Annotated in this window: 19 protein-coding genes; 9 read left to right on the top strand and 10 right to left on the bottom strand. The window is 72.5% G+C overall.

Going from position 1 to position 22,887, the window contains the following annotated elements; genetic code table 11:
• Positions 1-18: 18 nt before the first annotated feature.
• Genes ACFQW6_RS22710 through ACFQW6_RS22695 form a run of 4 tightly spaced genes read right to left on the bottom strand, consistent with a single transcriptional unit; the run spans position 19 to position 6,813 of the window.
• Positions 19-3,069 (bottom strand): FtsX-like permease family protein, encoded by a 3,051-nt coding sequence (locus ACFQW6_RS22710; protein ID WP_378550941.1) that lies wholly within the window; start codon positions 3,067-3,069, stop codon positions 19-21.
• Entirely contained in the window at positions 3,066-5,291 is a 2,226-nt protein-coding gene (locus ACFQW6_RS22705; protein ID WP_378550939.1) for a hypothetical protein, read from the bottom strand. The genes ACFQW6_RS22710 and ACFQW6_RS22705 overlap by 4 nt, the downstream gene beginning before the upstream one ends.
• Positions 5,288-5,944 (bottom strand): ABC transporter ATP-binding protein, encoded by a 657-nt coding sequence (locus ACFQW6_RS22700; protein WP_378550937.1) that lies wholly within the window; start codon positions 5,942-5,944, stop codon positions 5,288-5,290. Before ACFQW6_RS22700 ends, ACFQW6_RS22705 begins: the two co-directional genes overlap by 4 nt.
• Entirely contained in the window at positions 5,941-6,813 is an 873-nt protein-coding gene (locus ACFQW6_RS22695) for an ABC transporter ATP-binding protein (RefSeq protein WP_378550935.1), read from the bottom strand. The genes ACFQW6_RS22700 and ACFQW6_RS22695 overlap by 4 nt, the downstream gene beginning before the upstream one ends.
• A 245-nt stretch (positions 6,814-7,058) precedes the next feature.
• Between ACFQW6_RS22695 and gap the strand changes: the two genes are divergently transcribed.
• The 6 genes from gap (at position 7,059) to ACFQW6_RS22665 (ending at position 11,874) form a co-directional block, all read left to right on the top strand.
• The gene (gap, locus tag ACFQW6_RS22690; protein ID WP_378550933.1) at positions 7,059-8,054 is read left to right on the top strand and encodes a type I glyceraldehyde-3-phosphate dehydrogenase; all 996 of its coding nucleotides are present in this window, start codon (positions 7,059-7,061) and stop codon (positions 8,052-8,054) included.
• A gap of 2 nt (positions 8,055-8,056) precedes the next feature.
• Positions 8,057-9,271: a phosphoglycerate kinase gene (locus tag ACFQW6_RS22685; protein ID WP_378550931.1), complete on the top strand. Its 1,215-nt coding sequence runs from the start codon at positions 8,057-8,059 to the stop codon at positions 9,269-9,271.
• Between the two features lie 29 nt (positions 9,272-9,300).
• The gene (gene tpiA / locus ACFQW6_RS22680) at positions 9,301-10,071 is read left to right on the top strand and encodes a triose-phosphate isomerase (RefSeq protein ID WP_378550980.1); all 771 of its coding nucleotides are present in this window, start codon (positions 9,301-9,303) and stop codon (positions 10,069-10,071) included.
• Positions 10,072-10,115: 44 nt separating this feature from the next.
• Positions 10,116-10,355 (top strand): preprotein translocase subunit SecG, encoded by a 240-nt coding sequence (gene secG / locus ACFQW6_RS22675; protein WP_378550929.1) that lies wholly within the window; start codon positions 10,116-10,118, stop codon positions 10,353-10,355.
• 30 nt (positions 10,356-10,385) lie between these two features.
• A complete protein-coding gene (locus tag ACFQW6_RS22670) occupies positions 10,386-10,745 on the top strand; it encodes an RNA polymerase-binding protein RbpA (RefSeq protein WP_172259783.1) in 360 nt (119 codons plus the stop codon).
• 154 nt (positions 10,746-10,899) lie between these two features.
• Positions 10,900-11,874 carry a hypothetical protein gene (locus ACFQW6_RS22665; RefSeq protein WP_378550927.1) on the top strand — a complete coding sequence of 325 codons (975 nt, stop codon included), beginning with the start codon at positions 10,900-10,902 and terminating at the stop codon, positions 11,872-11,874.
• Between the two features lie 65 nt (positions 11,875-11,939).
• On the opposite strand, the gene pgl is transcribed toward ACFQW6_RS22665, so the two are convergent.
• The 6 genes from pgl to tkt are packed head-to-tail and all read right to left on the bottom strand — an operon-like array spanning position 11,940 to position 20,010.
• On the bottom strand, positions 11,940-12,674 hold the full coding sequence (gene pgl, locus ACFQW6_RS22660; protein WP_378550925.1) for a 6-phosphogluconolactonase: 735 nt from the start codon (positions 12,672-12,674) through the stop codon (positions 11,940-11,942).
• A gap of 4 nt (positions 12,675-12,678) precedes the next feature.
• Positions 12,679-13,596 carry a glucose-6-phosphate dehydrogenase assembly protein OpcA gene (locus ACFQW6_RS22655; protein WP_378550923.1) on the bottom strand — a complete coding sequence of 306 codons (918 nt, stop codon included), beginning with the start codon at positions 13,594-13,596 and terminating at the stop codon, positions 12,679-12,681.
• Complete coding sequence (zwf, locus tag ACFQW6_RS22650; RefSeq protein ID WP_378550921.1) at positions 13,593-15,116, bottom strand: glucose-6-phosphate dehydrogenase; 1,524 nt, start codon at positions 15,114-15,116, stop codon at positions 13,593-13,595. The genes ACFQW6_RS22655 and zwf overlap by 4 nt, the downstream gene beginning before the upstream one ends.
• Positions 15,113-16,774, bottom strand: coding sequence for a glucose-6-phosphate isomerase (gene pgi, locus ACFQW6_RS22645; RefSeq protein WP_378550978.1), 1,662 nt, complete (start codon positions 16,772-16,774; stop codon positions 15,113-15,115). Before pgi ends, zwf begins: the two co-directional genes overlap by 4 nt.
• On the bottom strand, positions 16,771-17,883 hold the full coding sequence (gene tal / locus ACFQW6_RS22640; RefSeq protein WP_378550919.1) for a transaldolase: 1,113 nt from the start codon (positions 17,881-17,883) through the stop codon (positions 16,771-16,773). Before tal ends, pgi begins: the two co-directional genes overlap by 4 nt.
• A gap of 27 nt (positions 17,884-17,910) precedes the next feature.
• On the bottom strand, positions 17,911-20,010 hold the full coding sequence (tkt, locus tag ACFQW6_RS22635; RefSeq protein WP_378550976.1) for a transketolase: 2,100 nt from the start codon (positions 20,008-20,010) through the stop codon (positions 17,911-17,913).
• Between the two features lie 224 nt (positions 20,011-20,234).
• Here tkt and ACFQW6_RS22630 point away from each other — a divergent pair, with 224 nt between their 5' ends.
• The 3 genes from ACFQW6_RS22630 to ACFQW6_RS22620 all read left to right on the top strand — a co-directional run bounded on the left by ACFQW6_RS22630 (position 20,235) and on the right by ACFQW6_RS22620 (position 22,879).
• Complete coding sequence (locus ACFQW6_RS22630) at positions 20,235-21,203, top strand: heme o synthase (RefSeq protein WP_378550918.1); 969 nt, start codon at positions 20,235-20,237, stop codon at positions 21,201-21,203.
• Between the two features lie 246 nt (positions 21,204-21,449).
• Complete coding sequence (locus ACFQW6_RS22625; protein ID WP_378550916.1) at positions 21,450-22,391, top strand: hypothetical protein; 942 nt, start codon at positions 21,450-21,452, stop codon at positions 22,389-22,391.
• Entirely contained in the window at positions 22,388-22,879 is a 492-nt protein-coding gene (locus ACFQW6_RS22620; protein ID WP_378550914.1) for a class F sortase, read from the top strand. Before ACFQW6_RS22625 ends, ACFQW6_RS22620 begins: the two co-directional genes overlap by 4 nt.
• The last annotated feature ends 8 nt before the right edge of the window (positions 22,880-22,887 follow it).

Raw genomic sequence — 22,887 nt, 5'->3', positions numbered from 1 at the left:
CGACGGCCCCCGGAGGAGCTAGCGAGCCTTCTCCCGCAGGGACGCCCCGCGGGCCCGGCGCACGGTCGCCCAGGCGCTCAGCAGCGCCACCGTGCCGAGCAGGACGGCCACGACCAGGGCAGTGGCGCTCAACAGCGCAGGATCGATCCGCGCGACCACCCGGGGCCACGAGGCCTCCTCGACCTGCCCCAGGGTGATCCGGCCCAGCACGATGAGCTGCGCCGCCGCACCGGCGAGCAGGCCCGCGACGGCCGCAGCGCCGAGCACCACGACCTGCTCCACGGCCACCGACGACAGCACCGAACGGCGTCGTACGCCGACGACGCTCAGCGCGGCGGCGTCCATCCGGCGCCCCGGCAGCTGGATCGCTGTCGTGACCACGAGGCCGGCCACCGCCATCAGCAGCACGAGGACCGACGCGACCAGGTAGAGACGCAGGGCGAGGGCGTACGCCGTCCCGTCGAGGCGCTCGCGCTCCTGCGCGTAGACGCGCTCCACCGCGAGGCCCTGTCCCGCCAGCGCCGTCGTGACGCGTTCGGGCGTACCGGCCGCAGCCAGGACCCGGACCTCGAACTCCTCCTCGTAGACCGTGCGGTTGGTCGTCAGGACGGAGTAGTCGATCAGCACTCCCTCGGGGCCGAGGAACGGCACGCTCTCGGCGACCAGCACGGCCTCGGAGGGCGGGGGACCGCCGACGGTCGAGGTCGCGGCGCCCGCGGCGACCCGGCCGAGGCGGTCCACGGCCACCCGGCCGGCCACGACGGGACGCAGGCCCCCCATCCCGGACGTCAGCGCGCCCTTGCCGGTCCCGTCGGCGGTGACGACGAGACCGGTGCCGTCGACCCGCACGTCCTGCGCCGCCTGGGCGACGCCCTCGTCGACGAGGTGCCAGTCGCCGCGGGTGAGCACGTCGGAGGCATCGGTGTCGTCAGCCTCGAGCGGACCGACGACGTACTCCCCGGAGAGATCGGTGGGCAGGCCTGCCGGCCCGGCCAGGGCGAGACCCTCGACCGTGCAGCCGCGCTCGCATGGGATGGGCTCGGTGGCGGTGGACGTGCCGGGGCCGAACGGTCCGACGTACGCGTTGAAGGTGTCGCCGCCCGAGGTGCGCATCCGCATCTCGACGGTGACCTCGCCGGCGGTGCGCGGCACGGTCAGGCCGAGTCGGAGGCGTGCCCCGGTCAACGGAGGTGTGGGCGGCCTGGTGATGGCGGCGACGACGTCGTCCACGCTGTGCCCGGGCGTCCAGGAGGGGTCCCACGTCGAGGCGGTCGGCAGGCGCGGCACGTCGGCGACCACGTAGACGCCGTCCTGGGCGTTCCAAGTGCCCGTGGCCATCAGCCACCGGCCGTCGGGGTCGAGGCGGTGGGTGAGGGCCACGGCCTCGCTCATCGGCAGCTCGCTCGACCAGACCGTGCTGGCCGGAGCCTGGGTGGCGGCCACGCTGGCCCGCCAGGCACCGGCGGCGTCGAAGGTGCCGGCGCCGAAGGTGACGACGGCGATCGCGATGGTCAGGGGCAGCACGACGAGGGTGCCGACCGAGCGCCGCGCCACGGCCCGCACGGCCAGGAAGCCCGCGACACCACGCGCCGGTCGGCGGGCCAGCGCCCGCGCGGCCGCGCGGGTGCCGGCGGCAGCGGCGAGCCCGAGGACGGCGGCGATCAGGAGCGGCAGCACGAGGTCGGCCGCGTCGGCGGCACCGCCGGCCGGCCGGGTGAGCGCGGCGACCACCAGGACGAGGGTCAGCGCCACCAGGGCGAGGGCGACCAGCACCGCGAGCCGTCCGGCCGGCCGGGGCCGGGCCTGGCCGCTCAGCTGGTCGGCGAGGCTGCGGGCGAGGACCGTCCGCGTCGAGACGACGCAGACCGCGATCGAGCAGGCGACGACGGCGACGGACGCGAGCACGGCGTACGCCGGCACCGGTACCGGCAGCCCGGTGGGCAGCCATGCCCGCACGAGCGCCCAGGTGAGCGCCGCGCCGCCCGCAACGCCGATCGGCACGGCCAGGACGACGAGGAGCAGCGGCTCGCTCAGCGCCAGCAGCCAGGTCCGCCGGCGGTCGGCGCCGCGGAGCGAGGCCAGGGCCAGGTCGGGCACCCGCAGCTCGCCCGCCGCCGAGGTCAGGCGGCTGAGCAGGGCCAGGGCGACGAGGACGAGCGAGACCACGGCCGGCGTGACCGCGAGGAGCGCGGAGCGCCGCTCCCGTTCGACGTCGGCGACGATGCCGTCGAGGTCGTTGTTGGAGATCTCGGCGGCGGTGCCCACCGCGAGCTGCTGCGGTGCCGGGTCCGCGGCGGCGCGCCGGGCCAGCGCGGGCAGGTCGGCGGCGTCCAGGTCGGCCGGCACCTCGATGCGGCTGTCGACCCGGACCAGGAGCTGGCTCGGTGCCAGTCCGGCGAGCTGGTCGGGAGTGACGAGGTAGGGCGCCGGCTGCCGGGCGATGTCGGTGACCTGCCGTCCCGGGCGCACCGTGGCGGGGACCGACGCCAGCCGGCCCGGCTCGAACCAGAAGTCCTCGAGCGCCTCGCGCCGCTCGGACGAGACGGTCGGGCCCGAGGGGTAGGCGTAGGTGCCGACGAGGGTGAGCGTGCCGAACGGCTCGCCCAGGTCGATCCGGTCGCCGAGCTCGTGTCCGTCCTCCTCCGCGTCGCCGGCCAGCACGGCCACCTCGCCGGGCGCGGTCGGGCAGCGCCCCTCGAGGTCGAGGTGCGCGCAGGCGTCCGGCTTCGCCATCAGCATCACCTCGCCGAGAGAGCCCGGGGCGAGCACCCGGGCGGACTCCAGCTGGGCCGTGGCGGCGTGCTGGTCCTCCGGCAGGACGAGCTGGGCGAGCGTGTCGTCGAGCAGGGCGCCCGGGTCGTCGACGGCGCTGCTCGGCCGGACCTCCCACGTGCGCCCGGTCAGGACGTTGCGCTCCTCCTGCAGCCGGGTGACGGCGTACGCGTTGCCGACGGCGGCGGCGAAGGACGGACCGAGCACGGCCGAGCCCAGCGCCACCACCAGCAGGAGCAAGGTGCCGAGGGAGAGCAGGGAGCGCGACCGCAGGCCGTCGAGCGCCACCCGGATCACGGCGACACCTCCTCACGCAGCCGGGCCGGGAGGCTCGCGCGGTCGGGGACGTGGCCGGTCCACCAGGTGGTGACCCCTGCGAGCAGGGTCGCGACCGTGCCCGCCAGGACGAGCGCGGGGACCCGGGGTCCGGTGTCGAGGGGGAGCTGTCCCGGGCCGGCGGCCAGCACCGGGAGGGCGTCCGAGAGCGTCGAGACGACCAGCAGCGTCGCCGCGACGCTCGCCAGGCCGGCCGCGAGGGCCATCACGACGACCTGCAGGCGGCCGGCGGAGCGCTGGTCGGACCGGCGTACGCCGACGAGGCGCAGCACCGCCCGCTCGTGGGTGCGCTCGCGCCGCAGCCTCGCGGCGGGCAGCACGACGGCCAGCAGGCCGAGCAGCGCGCCTTCACCGGCGAGCACGGCGAACCGGCCCGCCACCCCGTCGTCGGCCGCCTGCACGACCTCGCGTGAGAGCTCGGATCCGGGCCGGGGCGTGCCGACCTCGGCCAGCACGCTGTCCGGGGTGTCGGCGCGCGCGAGGACCAGTGGCTCGGCGCGCGCGACGGCACCGGTGCCCGGGACCACGGAGGTCGGCAGGTCGAGCACGGTGCCCGCCGCGCCGACGACGGGCAGGGCGTCGGCGGTCGCCAGGACGCGCGCCGGCCGCGCCATGCCGCCGGTGGTCGGTGCCTCCGGCGCGTCGGGCCAGTCCACGCTGCTCGTGGCGAGGACCGGCGTGGCCCAGGGCGACCGGTCGGTGGCGAGGTAGCTGGTGCCGGCGCTGCTCGGCCGGACCCTGAGCCGTCCCGGCGTGGCCGCGAGCTCGCCGGGGGGACGGTCGTCGGGCTCGGTCAGCACCCACGGGCGGTCCAGCAGGTCGAGCCCGCCGAGGTCGAGCGCGGTGAGGGTGAGGGCCGGCCGCTGGCAGCGGGGCTGGGCCCAGGTGTCGTCGTTGCACGGGATCCCGATGGCCACCTCCATCCCGGTCACCCGGCAACCGGTCTCGCACCGGACGAGGTCGGTGGAGACGGTCGTCGGCGTCCCCGGGGTCGGCCGGGCGAAGACGGTCTGGCGGCCCGACCCGGACGGGCTCACCGTCAGCACGTCGAGGCGCAGGGGGCGTGGGCGCGGACCGGCGAGGGCCAGGCGGACGGTCATGCGGCGGCCCGTGGTGACGGGTTCAGGATCGGTCCCGGCGGCCGCGGCGCCGAGGTCGGACACCTGGTCAGCGCCGCGGGCCGCTGCGGTCCCCGCGAGCCGGTCACCGACGACCCGCTCGTAGCGCGCGGTGTCGAGGTAGACCCGACGCGAGATCGGCCGCTCGTCCTCGAGGACCCGGATCGCCGCCATCAGCCACCGCCCGTCCGGGTCGGCCTCGCGGGTCGCCTCGAGCAGGCCGTCGGCAGGTCCGTCGTACGACACCACCAGGGGCGTCGCGGACGTCACGAGCGAGGTGTCGCGCGCCCAGTCGTGGACGGCCATCGCGGTGTTGGCCGCGCAGCCGAGGAGCACGGCCGAGCCGACCAGGACGGGGAGACCGGTCGCGGCCCGCGGCAGCGCGAGCCGGTGGCCGGCCAGCGACGGCCCGAGGTCGGGACGCCGGGCGAGCCGGTGCGCGACCAGTCGGACCACCGCGGTCGCCAGCAGACCGGCGGCGAGGCCCACGACCACGGGGGCGGTGAAGGCCCAGGCGTCGGGGGCGGTCGAGGAGCGGCGGAGCAGCGCGACGACCGCGGCCACGGCGACGACCACGGGGACGAGGGCGGCGAGGGCGCTGGCGCGGCGCGCCCGCTCGGCACCGGCAGGGCGGAGCAGCTCGGTCAGGGGTCCGCGCAGTGCGACCACCATCGCGGTGACGACGGTGGCCGAGGCGAGGAGCCACACCGCGGCGACGAGGGACCGGGACGCGATCTCGGCGCCCAGGACCAGCGGCACCGCAGCGCCTGCCAGGCCGCCGAGGACCGCGGTCAGCATCGGTTCGGCGACGAGCGCGGTCACCCAGCGCACGCCGCGGCGTCCGTGCAGTCGCAGCAGCGCCGCCTCCTGCCGCCGCGCGCCGCCGAGGGCGAGGCCGGCGCCGGGCAGCACCCCGGCTGCGAGCACGACGAGCGGCACGAGGACGGCAGGCCTGCCGCCCGCGTCGGCGAGCACGGTGGCCGCGGTCACCACCGCGATGGCCGCGGCGACGGGCAGGTGGGTGCCACGCCGGGCCCACCACCCGGCCCAGACGCGCAAGGTCATGCGATCCGGCCCTCGTCGAGCGCGACGTGGTGGTCGGCCAGCTCGACGATGGCGGGGTCGTGGGTCGCGATGACGACGACGCATCCCCGCTCGGCCTCGGCGCGCAGGGCGTCGAGGACGACCGCGACGTTGCCCTGGTCGAGCTCGCTCGTCGGCTCGTCGGCCAGCAGCACGGGGGCCCCTACCACCAGGCCGCGGGCACAGGCGACGCGTTGCAGCTGTCCGCCGGAGAGCTCCTCCACCTGGCGGTCACCGAGGTCGGCGATGTCGAAGCGGGCCAACGCCGCCTCGGCGCGGTCGGAGGCGTCGGTCCACGGGGTGCCGCGGGCGCGCAGCGCGATGGCGACGTTCTCGCGCGCGGACAGGATGGGCACCAGGCCGTAGACCTGGAGCACGAAGGCGATCTCGGGCGGCGGGTCCCCGTCGCCCTGCCACGTCGCGCGGCCGTCGTACGTCGCGGCGCCCGTGCTCGGGGCGATCAGGCCACCGGCGATCGAGAGCAGCGTCGTCTTGCCCGACCCGCTGGGTCCGGACAGCGCGGTCACCCGGCCGGCCGCGAACGTCACGGAGACGTCGTCGAGCAGGAGCGGCCCGGGCTGGTAGCTGACGTGGTCGAGGACCAGGTCGCCGGTCCCATCCATCTCGGCGTTCATCGCAGACCGTCCCGCGGGATGCCGGTCTCGTCCGCCGGGTGCGTGATCACGATCCGTCGCGGCTCCGCATCGACGCGGACGAGCGTGCCGGCGGGCCACTGGGTGGTGAGGTGCGAGGGCAGGTGCAGGACCCCTTCGCTCCCGATGACGGCGTACTCGGCGCCGTGGTGTCCCTCGGACCCGACCCGGCCGCCCTTCATCGTCACGGTGCGGGGGAAGGTCGCGGCGACCTCCGGCTGGTGGGTGACCACCACGACGGTGGTGCCGAAGTCGCGGTTGAGGTCGTGGAGCAGTCCGACGACGGCGTCGCGGTCCACGTGGGAGAGCTGGCTGGTCGGCTCGTCGGCGAGGAGCAGGCCCGGCGTCGTGGCGACGGCGCACGCGAGGGCCAGTCGCTGGCGCTGGCCACCCGACATCGTGCTCACCACCTGGTCGGCCTGGTCGGTCAGCCCCACCCGGTCGAGCAGGTCGGCCACACCCGGCGCCCGGTCCGCCTCCTCGGCCGTCATGCCGATGCGGGCGAACTCCACGTTGCGCCGCGCCGTCGTGTAGGGGAGGAGGTTGCGCGTGGACCCCTGCAGCATGGTCGCCACCCGGCGCGCACGGAGGCGGGACAGGTGCCGCTCGCTCATCCGTGAGATGTCGTCGTCGCCCAGCAGGATCCGTCCGGCGCTGGGGCGCTGGATGCCGCCGAGGAGCGCGAGCAGCGTGGACTTGCCCGACCCGCTCGGGCCGAGGAACGCGACCCGTTCGCCCGGGGCGATCTCCAGGTCGACCCCCTGCAGCGCCACCACGTCGTGGCCCTCGAAGGTCCGGTAGAGGTGCACCACGCCCGAGCACCGGACGCCGATGCCGCCCCCGTCCTGCACCTGAAGCCCTCCTGAAGTGGATCGTCGTACCGTCAACCGGCCGCGCCGGAAATGCTGGGACATCATGCACCGGCGGTGGAGCCCGGGGGTGTGACGACGCCGTTGGATCGATCCAAAGTTACCGGTCCGTACCGCGGGAGACCTCGGACCGCGCCCGGGTCGGCACCCGCTAGGGTCGGAGGTGGTCACCAAAGGCCGCAGCTGTCGACGGGGTCACCGAAGGCCCCACCAAGGAGGCATGACCCATGACTGTCCGCGTAGGTATCAACGGCTTCGGTCGCATCGGCCGCAACTTCTTCCGCGCCGTGCGCGCCTCGGGTGCCGACATCGAGATCGTCGGTGTGAACGACCTGACCGACAACGCCTCGCTGGCGAACCTGCTCAAGTTCGACTCGATCCTGGGCCGGCTCGACGCCGACGTGTCCAGCGACGACACGTCGATCAAGGTGGGCGACCAGACCATCGCGGCGTTCGCCGAGCGCGACCCGTCCGCCCTCAAGTGGGGCGACATCGGCGCCGACGTGGTCGTCGAGTCCACCGGCTTCTTCACCGACGCGACCAAGGCCAAGGCCCACGTCGACGCCGGCGCCAAGAAGGTCATCATCTCCGCGCCCGCCTCCAACGAGGACATCACCATCGTGATGGGCGTCAACCACGAGCTCTACGACCCCTCGGCGCACACCGTCATCTCCAACGCGTCGTGCACGACCAACTGCCTCGCGCCGATGGCCAAGGCGCTGCACGACGGCCTCGGCATCAACAAGGGCCTGATGACGACCATCCACGCCTACACCGCCGACCAGAACCTCCAGGACAACATCCACAAGGACCCGCGTCGCGCCCGCGCCGCGGCGCTCAACATGGTGCCGACCTCGACCGGTGCGGCGAAGGCCATCGGCCTCGTCCTGCCCGAGCTCAAGGGCAAGCTCGACGGCTACGCCATGCGCGTGCCGGTCCCCACCGGCTCCGCCACCGACCTGACCTTCGAGGCCAGCCGCGAGACGTCGGTCGACGAGGTCAACGAGATCGTCAAGGCTGCGGCCGACGGGCGCTACCTGCGCTACTCCACCGACCCGCTGGTCTCCACCGACATCGTCACCGACCCGGCGTCCTGCATCTTCGACGCGCCGCTCACCAAGGTGATCGGCAACCAGGTCAAGGTGCTCGGCTGGTACGACAACGAGTGGGGCTACTCCAACCGACTCGCCGACCTGATCACGCACGTCGGCACGTCGCTCTGACGATGGCCGAGTCCACCGCTGGCATCGAGTCCCTCGGTGACCTGAGGGGCAAGCGCGTCCTGGTCCGATCGGACCTCAACGTGCCCCTCGACGGCACCACCATCACCGACGACGGCCGGATCCGCGCGAGCGTACCGACCATCACGCAGCTGTCCGACGCGGGCGCCCGGGTGGTCGTGACCGCCCACCTGGGCCGCCCCAAGGGCGCGCCCGACCCGGCGTACTCGCTGGAGCCGGTCGCCGGTCGGTTGTCCGAGCTGCTGGGGCGGCCGGTGGCGTTCGCGACCGACACCGTCGGCGCGAGCGCGTCCGAGACCGTCGCCGGCCTGGAGGACGGTGACGTCGCCCTCCTGGAGAACGTCCGCTTCAACGACGGTGAGACCAGCAAGGAGGACGAGGTCCGCGGGGCGTTCGCCGACCAGCTCGCCCAGCTGGCCGACGCCTTCGTCTCCGACGGGTTCGGCGTCGTCCACCGCAAGCAGGCGAGCGTGTACGACGTCGCGCTGCGGCTGCCGTCCGCGATGGGCGGCCTGGTGGCGGCGGAGGTCGACGTGCTGCGGCGACTGACGGAGGAGCCCGAGCGGCCCTACGTCGTCGTGCTGGGCGGGTCAAAGGTCTCCGACAAGCTCGGGGTCATCGACAACCTCATCGACAAGGCCGACAAGCTGCTCATCGGCGGCGGCATGGTCTTCACCTTCCTCAAGGCCCAGGGCCACGAGGTCGGCAAGAGCCTCCTCGAGGCCGACCAGCTCGACACCTGCAACCGCTACCTCAGCGAGGCGGCGGACCGTGGCGTCGAGATCGTGCTGCCGACCGACGTCGTGGTCGACACGGCGTTCCCGTCGGGCGACCGCGAGGCGCAGCCGTCCGTCGTACCCGCCTCGGAGATCCCGGCCGACGCCCTCGGTCTCGACATCGGGCCCGAGTCGGCAGCCGCCTTCGCGGCGGAGCTGTCCGACGCCAGGACGGTCTTCTGGAACGGCCCGATGGGGGTGTTCGAGACCGACGCGTTCGCCGGCGGCACCCGTGCCGTCGCGCAGGCGCTGACCGAGGTGGACGGGCTGTCCGTGGTCGGTGGTGGCGACTCCGCCGCCGCCGTCCGCCAGCTCGGCTTCGACGAGGGCGCGTTCGGTCACATCTCCACCGGCGGTGGCGCGTCGCTGGAGTTCCTCGAGGGCAAGGAGCTCCCGGGCATCGCTGTACTCGAGAGGGGCTGAACGACGTGGCTGACAAGCGCACGCCGCTGATGGCGGGCAACTGGAAGATGAACCTCAACCACCAGGAAGCGGTGGTGACGGTCCAGAAGCTCGCCTGGACGCTGGCGGACAAGCGCCACGACTTCGGCAAGGTCGAGGTCGTCGTGGTGCCGCCGTTCACCGACCTGCGCTCGGTGCAGACGCTCGTCGACGGCGACCGGCTGTCGATCCGCTACGGCGCCCAGGACGTCTCCGTCCACGACAACGGCGCCTACACCGGCGAGATCTCCGCGGCCATGCTGTCCAAGCTGGGGTGCTCCTACGTCGTGGTCGGGCACAGCGAGCGCCGGATGTACCACAACGAGTCCGACGAGCTGGTCAACGCCAAGGCCCACAAGACGGTCCACGCCAGGATGACCCCCATCGTGTGCGTCGGAGAGGGTCTCGACGTGCGCCAGGCCGGCGAGCACGTGCCCTTCACGCTCACGCAGCTCGACGGCTCGCTCGACGGGTTCACCGCCGAGCAGGTCGCCGGGCTCGTGGTCGCCTACGAGCCGGTCTGGGCCATCGGGACGGGCGAGGTGGCGACCCCGGACGACGCGCAGGAGGTCTGTGCGGCGATCCGCGAGCGCGTCCGCGAGGTGCACGGCGACGGTGCGGCCGACGGCCTGCGGATCCTGTACGGCGGGTCGGTCAAGGCCGCCAACGTCGGCGGGATCATGGAGAAGGCGGACGTCGACGGATGCCTCGTCGGAGGTGCCAGCCTGCAGGTCGACGAGTTCGGCGGGATCTGCCGTTTCTACGACATGCCGGTGCTGTGAGGGCGCTCACCGGTTTGCGGCGTACGTGACGTAGGCTTCCGCTCGTGATTCTTGCTTTCACCATCCTGCTCGTCCTGACGAGCGCGATCATGATCCTGCTCGTGCTCCTCCACAAGGGCCGCGGAGGCGGCCTGTCCGACATGTTCGGTGGCGGCGTGTCCAGCAGCCTGGGGGGATCGTCGGTGGCGGAGCGCAACCTCGACCGGTTCACGGTCGGGGTCGGCGTCATCTGGTTTGCGTGTGTTGTCGCCCTCGGCCTGCTCATGGCCTACCAGGGCAGCTGAGTCCCCGAGCGTTTCTGAGAAGGAGTCGTCATGGCTGGTGCTGGAAACGCGATCCGCGGTAGTCGGGTCGGGGCCGGCCCGATGGGTGAGGCCGAGCGCGGCGAGGCCGCGCCGCGGCAGGCAGTGACGTACTTCTGCAGCCACGACCACCGGTCCGTGGTGACGTTCGCGATCGAGGCCGCCGTGCCGGAGTCGTGGGACTGCCCCAAGTGCGGACTGCCCGCGAGCCTCGACTCCGAGAACCCGCCCCCGGCCCCCAAGATCGAGCCCTACAAGACGCACCTCGCCTACGTGAAGGAGCGTCGCAGCGAGACCGAGGCGGCCGACATCCTCGACGAGGCCGTCGCCCTGCTGCGCAGCCGCCGCAAGGCCGGCGAGATCATCTTCTGAACTACACGTGACCGGGCACTTCGTGCCCGTCCTGCATGCCGACCGGGCACTTCGTGCCCGTCGTGAGCCCTGACCGGGCACGTCCTGCCGGTCGGGCAACTGCCCCTGTGGATGACGTACGACGTCCTCCGCCGGCAGGCGGCAGGCTGGACGGATGCACGTCATGCCCGCCTGGTGTCGCGACGTCGGCGCGTTGGGCACGGACGCCCCGATCCCGCTGGACCGTCCCTTCTCGGCCCGGGAGGCGACCCGTCTGGGGGTCGGGGAGAGCCTGCGGCGACGCCTGGTCGAGCGCGGCCTGCTGCGACCGGTGCTGCGCGGCGTCTTCGTAGCCACGACGGTGCCCGACTCGTTCCGCCTCCGCGTCGCCGCGCTCGAGCTGGTCGTGCCCGAGCACGCGGTCGTCGTCGACCGCACCGCGGCGTGGCTGCACGGTGTCGACGCGCTGCCTCGCTCGGCGATCCACGAGATGCCGGTGCTCGACGTGGTCAGCCGGTCCGGCAGCCGGATGCGCCGACCGGGCGTGGCGAGCGGCGTCCGCGAGCTCACGACGCGTGACCTGGACCAGATCGGCACCCTCACCGTCACCACCCCGCTGCGGACCGCGTGCGACCTCGGACGTCTGCTGTGGCGCTTCGACGCCCTCAGCGCCATCGACGGCTTCCTGCGCCTCGGTCTCGACCACGGGCTGCTGATCAGCGAGGTCCCGAGGTTCGCCGGCCACCGCGGCATCCGCCAGCTCCGCACCCTCGCCCCGCTCGGCGACGCAGGAGCGGAGTCCCCGCCGGAGAGCGCCCTGCGACTGCACTGGTACGACGCCGAGCTGCCGCGTCCGGAGACGCAGGTCTGGGTGAAGGACGACGCCGGCGTGCCGAGGTTCCGCATCGACGTCGGCGACGCCGACGTCCGCTACGGCGCGGAGTACTTCGGTGAGGCCTACCACGGCGACGCCGAGCGTGAGCACGACGAGGACCGGCTCGACTGGCTGCGCGACGAGCGCCGATGGCACATGGACGTGTTCACGAAGGAGGACGTCTACGGTCGCGGGCTGGCGGCGAGCGACCGCCTCCGCGCGGGCCACGCGACCGCGGCGGCCCACCGACCGACGTACATCGATCTGTCGCGCTGACCGGACGGGCAGGAAGTGCCCGCTCGGCGGCCGGGACGGGCACGAAGTGCCCGCTCACGTGTAGTTCAGGCGGGGAGGGCGGAGGCGGCGGCCTCGTCGAGCCACCAGACGGTCTCCTCACCGCGTACGCCGCGGGCGGGGGTCTCCGTGACCGACCCGTCGGCGGCCAGCGCGCGCGCGACCGCCTCCGCCTTGCCCTCGCCGCTGGCGATGAACCACACCGCGCGGCAGCGATCCATCGCCTCGAAGGTGAGGGTGACGCGGTCGGGTGGCGGCTTGGGGGAGTCGTGGACGGCGACGGCCAGCGCGTCGCGGGCCTCCAGAGCAGCGTGGCCGGGGAACAGCGACGCGCAGTGGCCGTCGGGGCCGATGCCGAGCATCAGCACCTCGAAGAACCCGGCGCCGTGCTGGCGCAGCGCCTCGCCGTAGGCCGCCGCAGCGTCCTCGGCGGTCGCGACCTGGTCGCTCGCCGGCACCTCGTGGACGTTGGCGGGGTCCACGGGGACGTGGTCGAGGAGTGACTCGCGGGCCTGGCGCGCGTTGCGGTCGGCGGAGTCCGCAGGGACGAAGCGCTCGTCACCCCACCAGAACACGACGCGGGACCAGTCGACCGCGGAGTCGACGGCCCGTCGGGCGAGCTCGCGGTGGAGCTCCTCGGCGATGGTGCCCCCGGTGAGCCCGACCTGCGGGACCTCCCCGCGGGCCTGCGCGGCCTCGAGGCGGTCGAGCAGGGCGGAGGCGACGTCGCCGACGAGCACGTCGGCGTCGTCGTGGCGGCTGATCAGCGGTGCGTTCGTCATCGGGTCAGGCATCCTTCTCCAGGGCGACGAGCCGTCGCGCCGTCGCGGCGTAGATGTCGTCCTCGTCGAGGCGGCGCAGCTCCTCGCTGAGGAGCGCAGGGACCTCCCGCCGCTTCAGGGCGACCGGCCGGTCGGGCCGGCCGGGGGAGGAGAACATCGCGAGTCGACCGTCCTCCCGCGTGATGGCGATGGGTCCCTGCTTGGTGTCCATCACCACCTTGGTGATCCCCGGTCCTTCAGAGGTGTGCCGCTCCACCGGGACGCGCAGGCGGTCGTTGAGCCACGCCACGAGCAGGTCCGCGCTGGGACTGATCCGCTCCGCCGAGACCGAGGCGCGCGCCACCTTGACGGGGTGCTGGTCCAGGGCCGCGGCGAGCAGCGCGCGCCACGGCGTGAGGCGGGTCCAGCTCAGGTCGGTGTTGCCGGGAGCGTAGGCCCGGCACTGGCGGAGCATGACCGAGGACTTGCCCCGCGTGGCCGCCGCGGAGTCGGTGATGCGCCGCCGCGCCAGCGCGCCCAGCGGGTCGTCGGCGGGGTCCTCGGGCGGCTCGGTGGGCCACCAGATGGCCACCGGCGAGTCCGGTAGCAGCAGCGGCAGCACGACGGACTCGGCGTAGCGCACCACTTCGCCGCGCAGCCGGATGAGGGCGGTCTCGCCGCCCCACCCTCCGCCGGTGCCCACGGTCGCGTCGACCTGCGGCTTCCCGCGGCCGTCACCGAGGATGATGCCCAGCACGCGGGCCGGGTGCTCCCGCGAGGCGCGCTGGGCAGCCTGCATGGCCGCCTCGGCGTCCTCGTCCGGCACCACGATGATCAGCGTCATCACCATGCCCATCGCCGGTGATCCGGCACGCGTGCGGGCCCGCACGAACTCGGCGGCGATCGCGGACGACGTGGTGTTCTCGAGCTCGAACATCGTCATGGCCTCCTCCAGGTTCGTCCGTCGCGGGCGAGCATCTTGTCAGCGGACTCCGGGCCCCACGTGCCGGATGCGTACGCCTCCGGCTTCCCCTTGCGAGCCCAGTGCTCGAGGATCGGGTCGAGGATCTTCCAGGAGAGCTCGACCTCCTCGTGACGGGGGAAGAGGGGCGGGTCGCCGAGGAGCACGTCGAGGATCAGCCGCTCGTAGGCCTCGGCGCTCGCCTCGGTGAACGAGCCACCGTAGGCGAAGTCCATGTTGACGTCGCGGATCTCCATCGCGGTGCCGGGCACCTTCGAGCCGAACCGCATCGTCATGCCCTCGTCGGGCTGCACGCGGATCACGAGGGCGTTCTGCGTGAGCTCCTCGGTCGCCGTCGCGCTGAACGGCAGGTGCGGGGCCCGCTTGAAGACGACGGCCACCTCGGTGACCCGGCGCCCCAAGCGCTTGCCGGTGCGGAGGTAGAAGGGCACGCCGGCCCACCGCCGGGTGTCGACGTTGAGCGTGATGGCGGCGTACGTCTCGGTCTTGGACGTGCGGCGGATGCCCTCCTCCTCGAGGAAGCCGATCACCTTCTCCCCGCCCTGCCATCCCGACGCGTACTGCCCGCGTGCTGTGGTGATGTCGAGCCGCGACGGCAGCACCACGGACGCGAGCACCTTCTGCTTCTCGAAGCGCAGGCTCTCGGCGTCGAACGACGTGGGCTCCTCCATGGCGACCAGCGCCATCAGCTGGAGCAGGTGGTTCTGGATGACGTCGCGTGCCGCGCCGATGCCGTCGTAGTAGCCCGCGCGGCCTCCGATGCCGATGTCCTCGGCCATCGTGATCTGCACGTGGTCGACGTAGTTGGCGTTCCAGATGGGCTCGAACATGTTGTTGGCGAACCGCATCGCCAGGATGTTCTGGACGGTCTCCTTGCCCAGGTAGTGGTCGATCCGGAAGACCGAGCCGGACGGGAAGACGCCGTCGAGGATCTGGTTGAGCTCGCGCGCCGACTCGAGGTCGTGGCCGAACGGCTTCTCCACCACCACACGGCGCCACTGCTCGGGCGCCGGGTCGGCGAGGCCGTGCTCCTTGAGCTGGCCCACGACGGCGCCGAAGAACGCCGGCGGGATCGCGAGGTAGAAGGCCATGTTGCCGCCGGTGCCACGCAGCTGGTCGAGCTCCTCGACGGTGCGGCGCAGGTGGTCGAACGCGTCGTCGTCGTCGAAGTCGCCCGAGACGAAGCGGAAGCCCTCGGACAGCTGCTTCCACACCTCCTCGCGGAACGGCGTACGGGCGTGCTCCTTGACCGCGTCGTGGACGATCTGCGCGAAGTCCTGGTCCGCCCAGTCGCGCCGCGCGAAGCCCACGAGGCTGAAGCCCGGAGGCAGCAGGCCGCGGTTGGCCAGGTCGTAGATCGCGGGCATGACCTTCTTGCGCGACAGGTCACCGGTGACGCCGAAGAGCACCATGCCGCACGGACCGGCGATGCGCGGCAGCCGACGGTCCTCCGGGTCGCGCAGGGGGTTCGCGTGGGTCATGGACGTCGGGTCTCCTGGTAGTAGCGGATCAGCGACTGCGTGGAGGGGTCCTGCTCGGCAGCCACGGACGCGTCTCCGGAGATCGCCGGCCGCAGCTCCTGGGCCAGCTGCTTGCCGAGCTCGACGCCCCACTGGTCGAAGCTGTCGATGCCCCACACGGCGCCCTGGACGAAGGTGATGTGCTCGTAGAGCGCGATCAGCTGGCCCAGCACGGATGGCGTGAGCGCCGGCGCCATGATCGACGTCGTGGGGCGGTTGCCCGGGAAGGTGCGCGCCGAGACCAGCTCTTCGCCGACGCCCTCCTCGCGGACCTCGTCGGCGGTCCTGCCGAGGGCGAGCGCCTTGGTCTGGGCGAGGAAGTTGGCCAGCAGCAGCTCGTGCACGTCGGTCTCGCCGTCGTCGGTGCGGTCGACGAGCTCGTACGACGGGCGCGCGAAGGCGATGAAGTCGGCCGGCACGAGCCGGGTGCCCTGGTGGATGAGCTGGTAGAAGGCGTGCTGGCCGTTGGTGCCAGGCTCGCCCCAGAAGATCTCGCCCGTGTCGTAGTCGACGGCCGAGCCGTCCCACCGCACACCCTTGCCGTTGGACTCCATCGTCAGCTGCTGGAGGTAGGCGGGGAAGCGGTGCAGCAGCTGCGCGTAGGGAAGCACAACATGGGTGTGGGCACCGAGGAAGTTGGTGTACCAGACGTTGAGCAGGCCCATCCGGAGCGGCACGTTGGACTCCGGCGGCGCGGTGCGGAAGTGCTCGTCCATCGCGTGGAAGCCGGCGAGCAGCTCGGCGAAGCGCTCCGGCCCCACGGCCACGACGAGCGACAGCCCGATCGCGGAGTCCATCGAGTATCGCCCGCCGACCCAGTCCCAGAAGCCGAACGCGTTGTCGGGGTCGATCCCGAAGTCGGCCACCTTGTCGAGCGCCGTGGACACGGCGACGAAGTGCTGCGCGACCGCGCCCGCCTCGTCGGTGCCGGACGGCAGCTTCTCGAGGAGCCAGGCCCGGCACAGGCGGGCGTTGGTGAGCGTCTCGAGCGTGCCGAAGGTCTTGCTGGAGACGATGAACAGCGTCGTCTCCGGGTCGAGGTCGGACAGAGCCTGCCCGGCATCGGTGGGGTCGATGTTGCTGATGAAGCGGCACGACAGCCCGTCCTGGCGGTAGGGCTCGAGCGCCTCGTAGGCCATCACCGGGCCGAGGTCGGACCCGCCGATGCCGATGTTGACGACCGTCTCGATCCGCCTGCCGGTGACGCCGGTCCACTCGCCCGACCGCACACGGTCGGCGAAGGCGTACACCCGGTCGAGCACCTCGTGCACGTCGGCCACCACGTCCTGGCCGTCGACGCTCAGCGAAGCGTCGGTCGGCAGCCGCAGCGCCGTGTGCAGCACCGCGCGGTCCTCGGTGACGTTGATGTGCTCGCCCGCCAGCATGGCGTCGCGCCGTCCCGCCACGTCGACCTCGTCGGCGAGGGCGAGCAGCGCCGCCTCCACGTCACCGTCGAGCAGGTTCTTCGACAGGTCGACGTGGAGGTCGGCGGCGGCGAAGGTCTGGCGGTCGACCCACTCCGGCGTGAGCGTGGCTCGGAGGTCGGGCTCGTACGACGCCGCGAGCTCGGCGAGCCGCGTCCACGCCCCAGTGCTCGTGGGGTCGACCGCACCCATCAGCGAGCGGCCTCGAGGGACTTCGCAAGCGTCGTCTGCAGCTCGTCCCAGGCGACGACGAACTTCTCGACGCCCTCCTTGATGAGCACCTCGATCACGTCGTCGTAGTCGATGCCGGCGTCCGAGAGCGCCTTCATGTGGGCGGCGGCGTCGTCGTAGAACGGACGGATGCGGTCGCCGCGGACCTCGCCGTGGTCGGCGACGGCCTCGAGGGTCTTCTCGGGCATCGTGTTGACGGTGTCCTCGACGACCAGGTCGACGACGTACATCGTGTCGTCGTAGTCCGGGTTCTTCACCCCGGTCGAGGCCCACAGCGGGCGCTGCTTGCGCGCGCCCTTGGCCTCGAGCGCCGCCCAGCGCTCGCCGCTGAAGAACTCCTCGTACATCTGGAAGGCGAGCCGCGCGTTGGCGACTCCGGCCTTGCCACGGAGGGCGGGGTCGGTGCCAGGCCCCTCGGACATGGCCTCGAGCCGCTTGTCGATCTCGGAGTCGACACGGGAGACGAAGAAGGACGCCACCGAGTGGATGTCGGCGAGGTCGTGGCCGTTGTCGGCCGCCTGCTCGAGGCCGGAGACGTAGGCCTCCATGACGTTGTGGTACTGCTCGAGGCCGAAGATCAATGTCACGTTCACCGAGATGCCCGCGGCGATGGTCTCCGTGATGGCCGGCCAGCCCTCCTTGGTGCCGGGGATCTTGATGAGGAGGTTGGGCTGGTCGACGATCCGCCAGAGCTCTGCCGCCTCCTTGACGGTCTCGCCCGTGTCGTGCGCGAAGCCCGGGGACACCTCGATCGAGACCCGGCCGTCCACACCGTCGGTGGCGTCGAAGACCGGCCGCATGACGACGCAGGCGTCGCGTACGTCGTCGGTGGTGATGACCTGTGTGGCCTTGTCGACGTCGGCGCCCGCGGCGGCGAGCTCGCGCACCTGCGGGTCGTAGCGCTCACCGTCAGCCAGCGCGGTCTGGAAGATCGCCGGGTTGGACGTGACACCGACGACGTGGCTGTTCTTCACCAGGTCGGCCAGGTTGCCGGTCTCCAGCCGCTCGCGGGAGAGGTCGTCGAGCCAGATGGACACCCCGGCGTCGGCCAGGGCCTTGAGACGGTCGTTCATGTGGTGCCTCCTGTGAGGGGTCGTACGTCAGTCGGTCAGGGTGCGCAGGCTGTCGCGGGCGGCGTTGGCCACCGCCTCGCCGGTGATGTCGAACTCCTCGTAGATGCGCGCGAAGTCGGCCGAGGCGCCGTAGTGGTCGATGGACACGATCCGGCCGTGGTCGCCGACGTACTCGCGCCACCCCTGCTTGACGCCCGCCTCGACCGAGACGCGCGCCTTGACGGTGGGCGGCAGGACGGTCTCGCGGTAGGCCTCCTCTTGCTCCTCGAACCACTCGAGGCAGGGGAAGGACACGACGCGGGCGCGGATGCCGTCGGCGGCGAGGAGCTCCCGGGCGGCGACCGCCACCTGCACCTCGGAACCGGTGCCCATGAGGATCACGTCGGGGTCGCCCTCCTCCACGTCGAGCAGGACGTAGCCGCCGCGGTGCACGTTGGAGGTGTCGCTGAAGCCGTCCTCGCCGCGCGGGAAGACCGGGACGTTCTGGCGGGTCAGCGCGATGCCGGCCGGGTGGTCGGTGCGCTCGAGGACGGCGTGCCACGCAGCGGCCGTCTCGTTGGCGTCCGCAGGGCGTACGACGTCGAGGCCGGGGATGGCGCGCAGCGCGGCGAGGTGCTCGACCGGCTGGTGCGTCGGGCCGTCCTCGCCCAGGCCGATGGAGTCGTGGGTCCAGACGTAGGTGACCGGGATGCCCATCAGCGCCGCCAGCCGGACCGACCCGCGCATGTAGTCGCTGAACGTGAGGAACGTGCCGCCGAAGACGCGTGTGCCGCCGTGGAGCGCGATGCCGTTGAGGATGCCGCCCATGCCGTGCTCGCGGATGCCGAAGTGCAGCACCCGTCCGGCGAGCGGGTCACCGGTCCACTGGTCGGTCGAGCGGCTCTCGGGGATGAAGGACGAGGCGTCCTCGATGGTGGTGTTGTTGGACTCGGCGAGGTCGGCCGAGCCGCCCCACAGCTCGGGCATCACGCCGGCCACGGCGTTGATCACCGCGCCCGACGCCTTCCGCGTCGCCACGCCCTTGGGGTCGGCGTCGAAGGTCGGGAGCGCGTCGGCGAGCCCGACGGGCAGCGCGCGGATCTGCATGCGCTCGAAGGTCTGGACGGCGTCCTCGGACGCCGCGCCCTTCCATGCGTCGAAGCGCTCCTGCCACGCGGCCTGCTGCTCCTTGCCGCGCGCGACGAGGGAGCGGGTGCGCTCGATCACGTCGGTCGGCACCTCGAAGTGCTGCTCGGGGTCGAAGCCCAGGATCTCCTTGGTGGCAGCCACCTCCTCCTCGCCGAGGGCGGAGCCGTGGGACTTGCCGGTGCCCTGCGCGTTGGGCGCGGGCCAGGCGATGACCGTGTGCAGGACGATGAGGCTGGGCCGGTCGGTGACCTCGTCGGCGGCGCGAACGGCGGCGTAGAGCTCGGGGACGTCCTCGACGTACTCCGTGCCGTCGTTGGTCCAGTCGACGTGCTGGACGTGCCAGCCGTAGGCCTCGTAGCGGGCGCCGACGTCCTCGGTGAACGCGACATCGGTGTCGCCCTCGATCGAGATCTGGTTGGCGTCGTAGATCAGGGTGAGGTTGCCGAGCTGCTGGGTGCCGGCGATGGAGGACGCCTCGGCGCTGACGCCTTCCTGAAGGTCACCGTCGGAGCAGAGGGCGTAGACGTGGTGGGTGAACGGCGAGTCGTCCTCGGCCGTGTCGGGGTCGAGCAGCCCCCGTTCGCGGCGGGCCGCCATGGCCATGCCGACGGCGTTGGCGACACCCTGGCCGAGCGGGCCGGTGGTGGTCTCCACGCCGGCCGTGTGCCCGTGCTCGGGGTGCCCGGGCGTCTTGCTGCCCCAGGTGCGCAGCGACCGCAGGTCCTCGATCTCGAGGCCCCACCCGCCGAGGAAGAGCTGGGTGTAGAGAGTGATGGAGCTGTGGCCGCAGGACAGCACGAAGCGGTCGCGACCGGTCCAGTGCGGGTCGGCGGGGTTGTGCCGCATCACCTTCTGGAACAGCAGGTACGCCGCCGGCGCGAGGCTCATGGCCGTGCCGGGGTGGCCGTTGCCGACCTTCTGGACCGCGTCCATCGCCAGGACCCGGGCCGTGTCGACGGCTCGGCGGTCGATGTCGTCCCACTCGAGGGTGGCGGGCAGGGCGGACTTCTTGGTCAACGCAGTTCCTCTCGATGGAGTGCAACCGGGTGCAGTCAGGATCACAGCCCAGCAGGGGTGGCCTCGACTGCGACCCTATCGTCGTGGCCGAGTAGACTCGACCGTGCCCGAGGGTCGTCCCGGACGCCGGAACAGCTGGCCGTTCATCCCTCCGGTTCCCCGCTGTCCGCGTCCCATCCGCCCCCGTCCCCGCGAGGTCCTCCACCGTGTCCCATGCCGGCCCGAACGCAGCCGCGTCCGCCCGGCCATCGACCGGTGACCCGGGCGCCGCGAGCGAGGCGCCGAAGTCCTGGCGCGACGTGGTCGCCGCCTACGTCGGGCTGACCAAGCCGCGCGTGATCGAGCTGCTCCTCCTGACGACGGTGCCGGTGATGTTCTTCGCCGAGCGCGGCATCCCCCCGCTGGGGCTGGTCGCCGCGACCGTCGTCGGTGGTGCCCTGTCGGCGGGCTCGGCCTCGGCCTACAACTGCATCTACGACCGCGACATCGACGAGCAGATGCGGCGTACGCGGCGGCGGGCGCTGCCCCGCCACATCGTCTCGCCGGTCTCGGCCCTCGTCTTCGCGACGGTGCTGGCCGTGCTGTCCACGGTGGTCCTGGCGCTGTGGGTGAACTGGCTCTCGGCCGCGCTGTCGGTGCTGGCCAACGCGTTCTACGTCTTCGTCTACACGATGCTGCTCAAGCGCCGGACCACGCAGAACATCGTGTGGGGCGGCCTGGCCGGCTGCTTCCCCGCCCTCATCGGCTGGACGGCGGTGACCGGCGAGCTGGCCTGGACGCCCGTCGTGCTCTTCCTCGTCGTGTTCTTCTGGACGCCGCCGCACACGTGGGCGCTCGCGCTGCGCTACCGCGAGGACTACCGCAACGTCGACGTGCCGATGCTCCCCGTGGTCAAGCCGGCGACCGAGGTGGGACGGCAGGTCGTGATCTACAGCTGGGTGATGGTCGCCACGTCGCTGCTGCTGTGGCCGGTCGCCGGGACGAGCCTGGTCTACCCGGTCGCCGCCGCCGTCCTGGGTGCCGTCTTCCTGGTCGAGGCGCACCGGATGTGGAAGCGCGCGAAGGGCTCCGAGGCCCTGACCGACATCAACCCGATGCGGCTCTTCCACGCCTCCAACCTCTACCTCTCGCTGCTCTTCGTCGCCGTAGCACTGGATCCCCTGCTCGGCCGGTAGCGCATCGTGAAGGTCTCGTCTGGCGAATGCGGGAAGCTTTGAGATCTTCTTGAGACAACGTTCTGTGTCCGCCGGCGCCGTCCCCCGTTGAATGCTCCGCAGGGGGGAGGCAGTGGGCCATGCCCCCGCGGGAGCAGGGGGTAGTTCTGCATGTCTTCAACACCTGAGCGACGACACCGGACCGCTGGGGGCGGGGCCGGACTGGGGGTTCGTCGCCGTCCGATCCACCGTGGGGTGTCGCAGGTCGTGACACTCGTCCTGGCCGTGGGCTTCGCCGTCGTCGGCGTGGCCGGCGCGGCCAGTGCGCACCACAACACGATCACCGGCACCGTCGTCTGCAAGACCGGCGGCGGCTGGGCGGTCACGTGGCACGTCGAGAACAGCGAGGCGCGCACCGAGTCGATCACCGCGTCCAACCGCGCGGCCGTCCCGGTCGGCACGCAGCTGAGCGCCAACGAGACGCGCAGCTTCAACGAGACCATCACCACCAAGCCGACCTCGCCGCTGACGCTGACCCTGTGGGCGAAGTGGACCAACGGCGCCACCAACACCAGCTCCGGGAGCATCGCGGTCGCGAAGTTCCTCGACGGCTGCAACCCCACCACCGTCCAGCCGCCGACGATCCCGGTGATCGACGACTGCGGGCCGGGCAACGCCCACTACGGCCAGGTCCCGTCCGGACCGTGGACCTCGGTCACCCACCCTGACGGCAGCGTCACGGTCACGGCCAACGCGGGCCACCAGTTCCCCAACGGGCAGACCGTCCTCACCTTCCCCGCGCCGGCCGACAGCAACGAGCCGTGCCCGACCCCGCCGGTCGTGACGCCGCCGGTGGTCACGCCGCCGGTGGTCACGCCGCCGGTGGTCACCCCGCCCGTCGTCACCCCGCCCGAGGTGCTCCCCGCCGAGGCACGCGTCGTGTCGGCCCGCGCCCGGATGATCGACAAGTGCGGCACGCGCGGTGACGTCTACAAGGTCATCAAGCGGTCGGGCGTGGTCTACACCTCGAAGGGCAAGGTCCTGCGCCAGGGCGTGTGGCTGAAGGCCGGAGCCAAGCGCGTCACCGTCCGCGCCCACGCAGCGGACGCGTCCTACCAGCTGCAGGGCAAGCAGGTGTGGAAGATGACGTTCCGCACCCGTCCGTGCGCCAGCGCCCCGGAGGTCGCACCCAGCACCGGGGCGCGATGACCGGCTCCCGCGCTGTCGGGATCGTCGCGTCGATGGTCCTCTGCGTGACCGCGGTGGTCGGTCAGGGTGCGGCTCACGCCGCCCCTGACCGGCTCACCATCGCTCGCACCGGGACGGACGCGGCCATCGTCAGGGTCCCGGCGCGCAACGACACCCTCGCCGTCGGCGACCGGCTCCGCGGCGCGGTCTACACCTGGTCGAAGGGCGACCCGCCCTGCGACCCCACCGGCAGCACCGTCTACGCCGGGCACGCCTGGCGCGCCGGCAACGGCGTCGCCGACCGGTGGGGCGCGCTGCGCCGCGGCGACGTCATCGAGGTGGCTGGCTGCCGGTTCGAGGTCACCCGGCGGGAGTACTGGCCGGCCTCGCGGCGGATGGGGTCTCTCTACTCCGTCGCAGGGCCGGCTCGGATCGTGCTCGTCGGCTGCAAGGCGGACGACTACTCCCGGCGCACGGTCGTCTTCGCGCGCAAGATCGGGCGGTCCTAGCCGCCCGG

It is taken from the genome of Nocardioides sp. GCM10028917, assembly GCF_042666175.1.
GTDB lineage: Bacteria > Actinomycetota > Actinomycetes > Propionibacteriales > Nocardioidaceae > Nocardioides.
The sequence above is the reverse complement of the archived record's forward strand: the minus strand, read 5'-3'. Positions and strand labels throughout refer to the sequence as shown.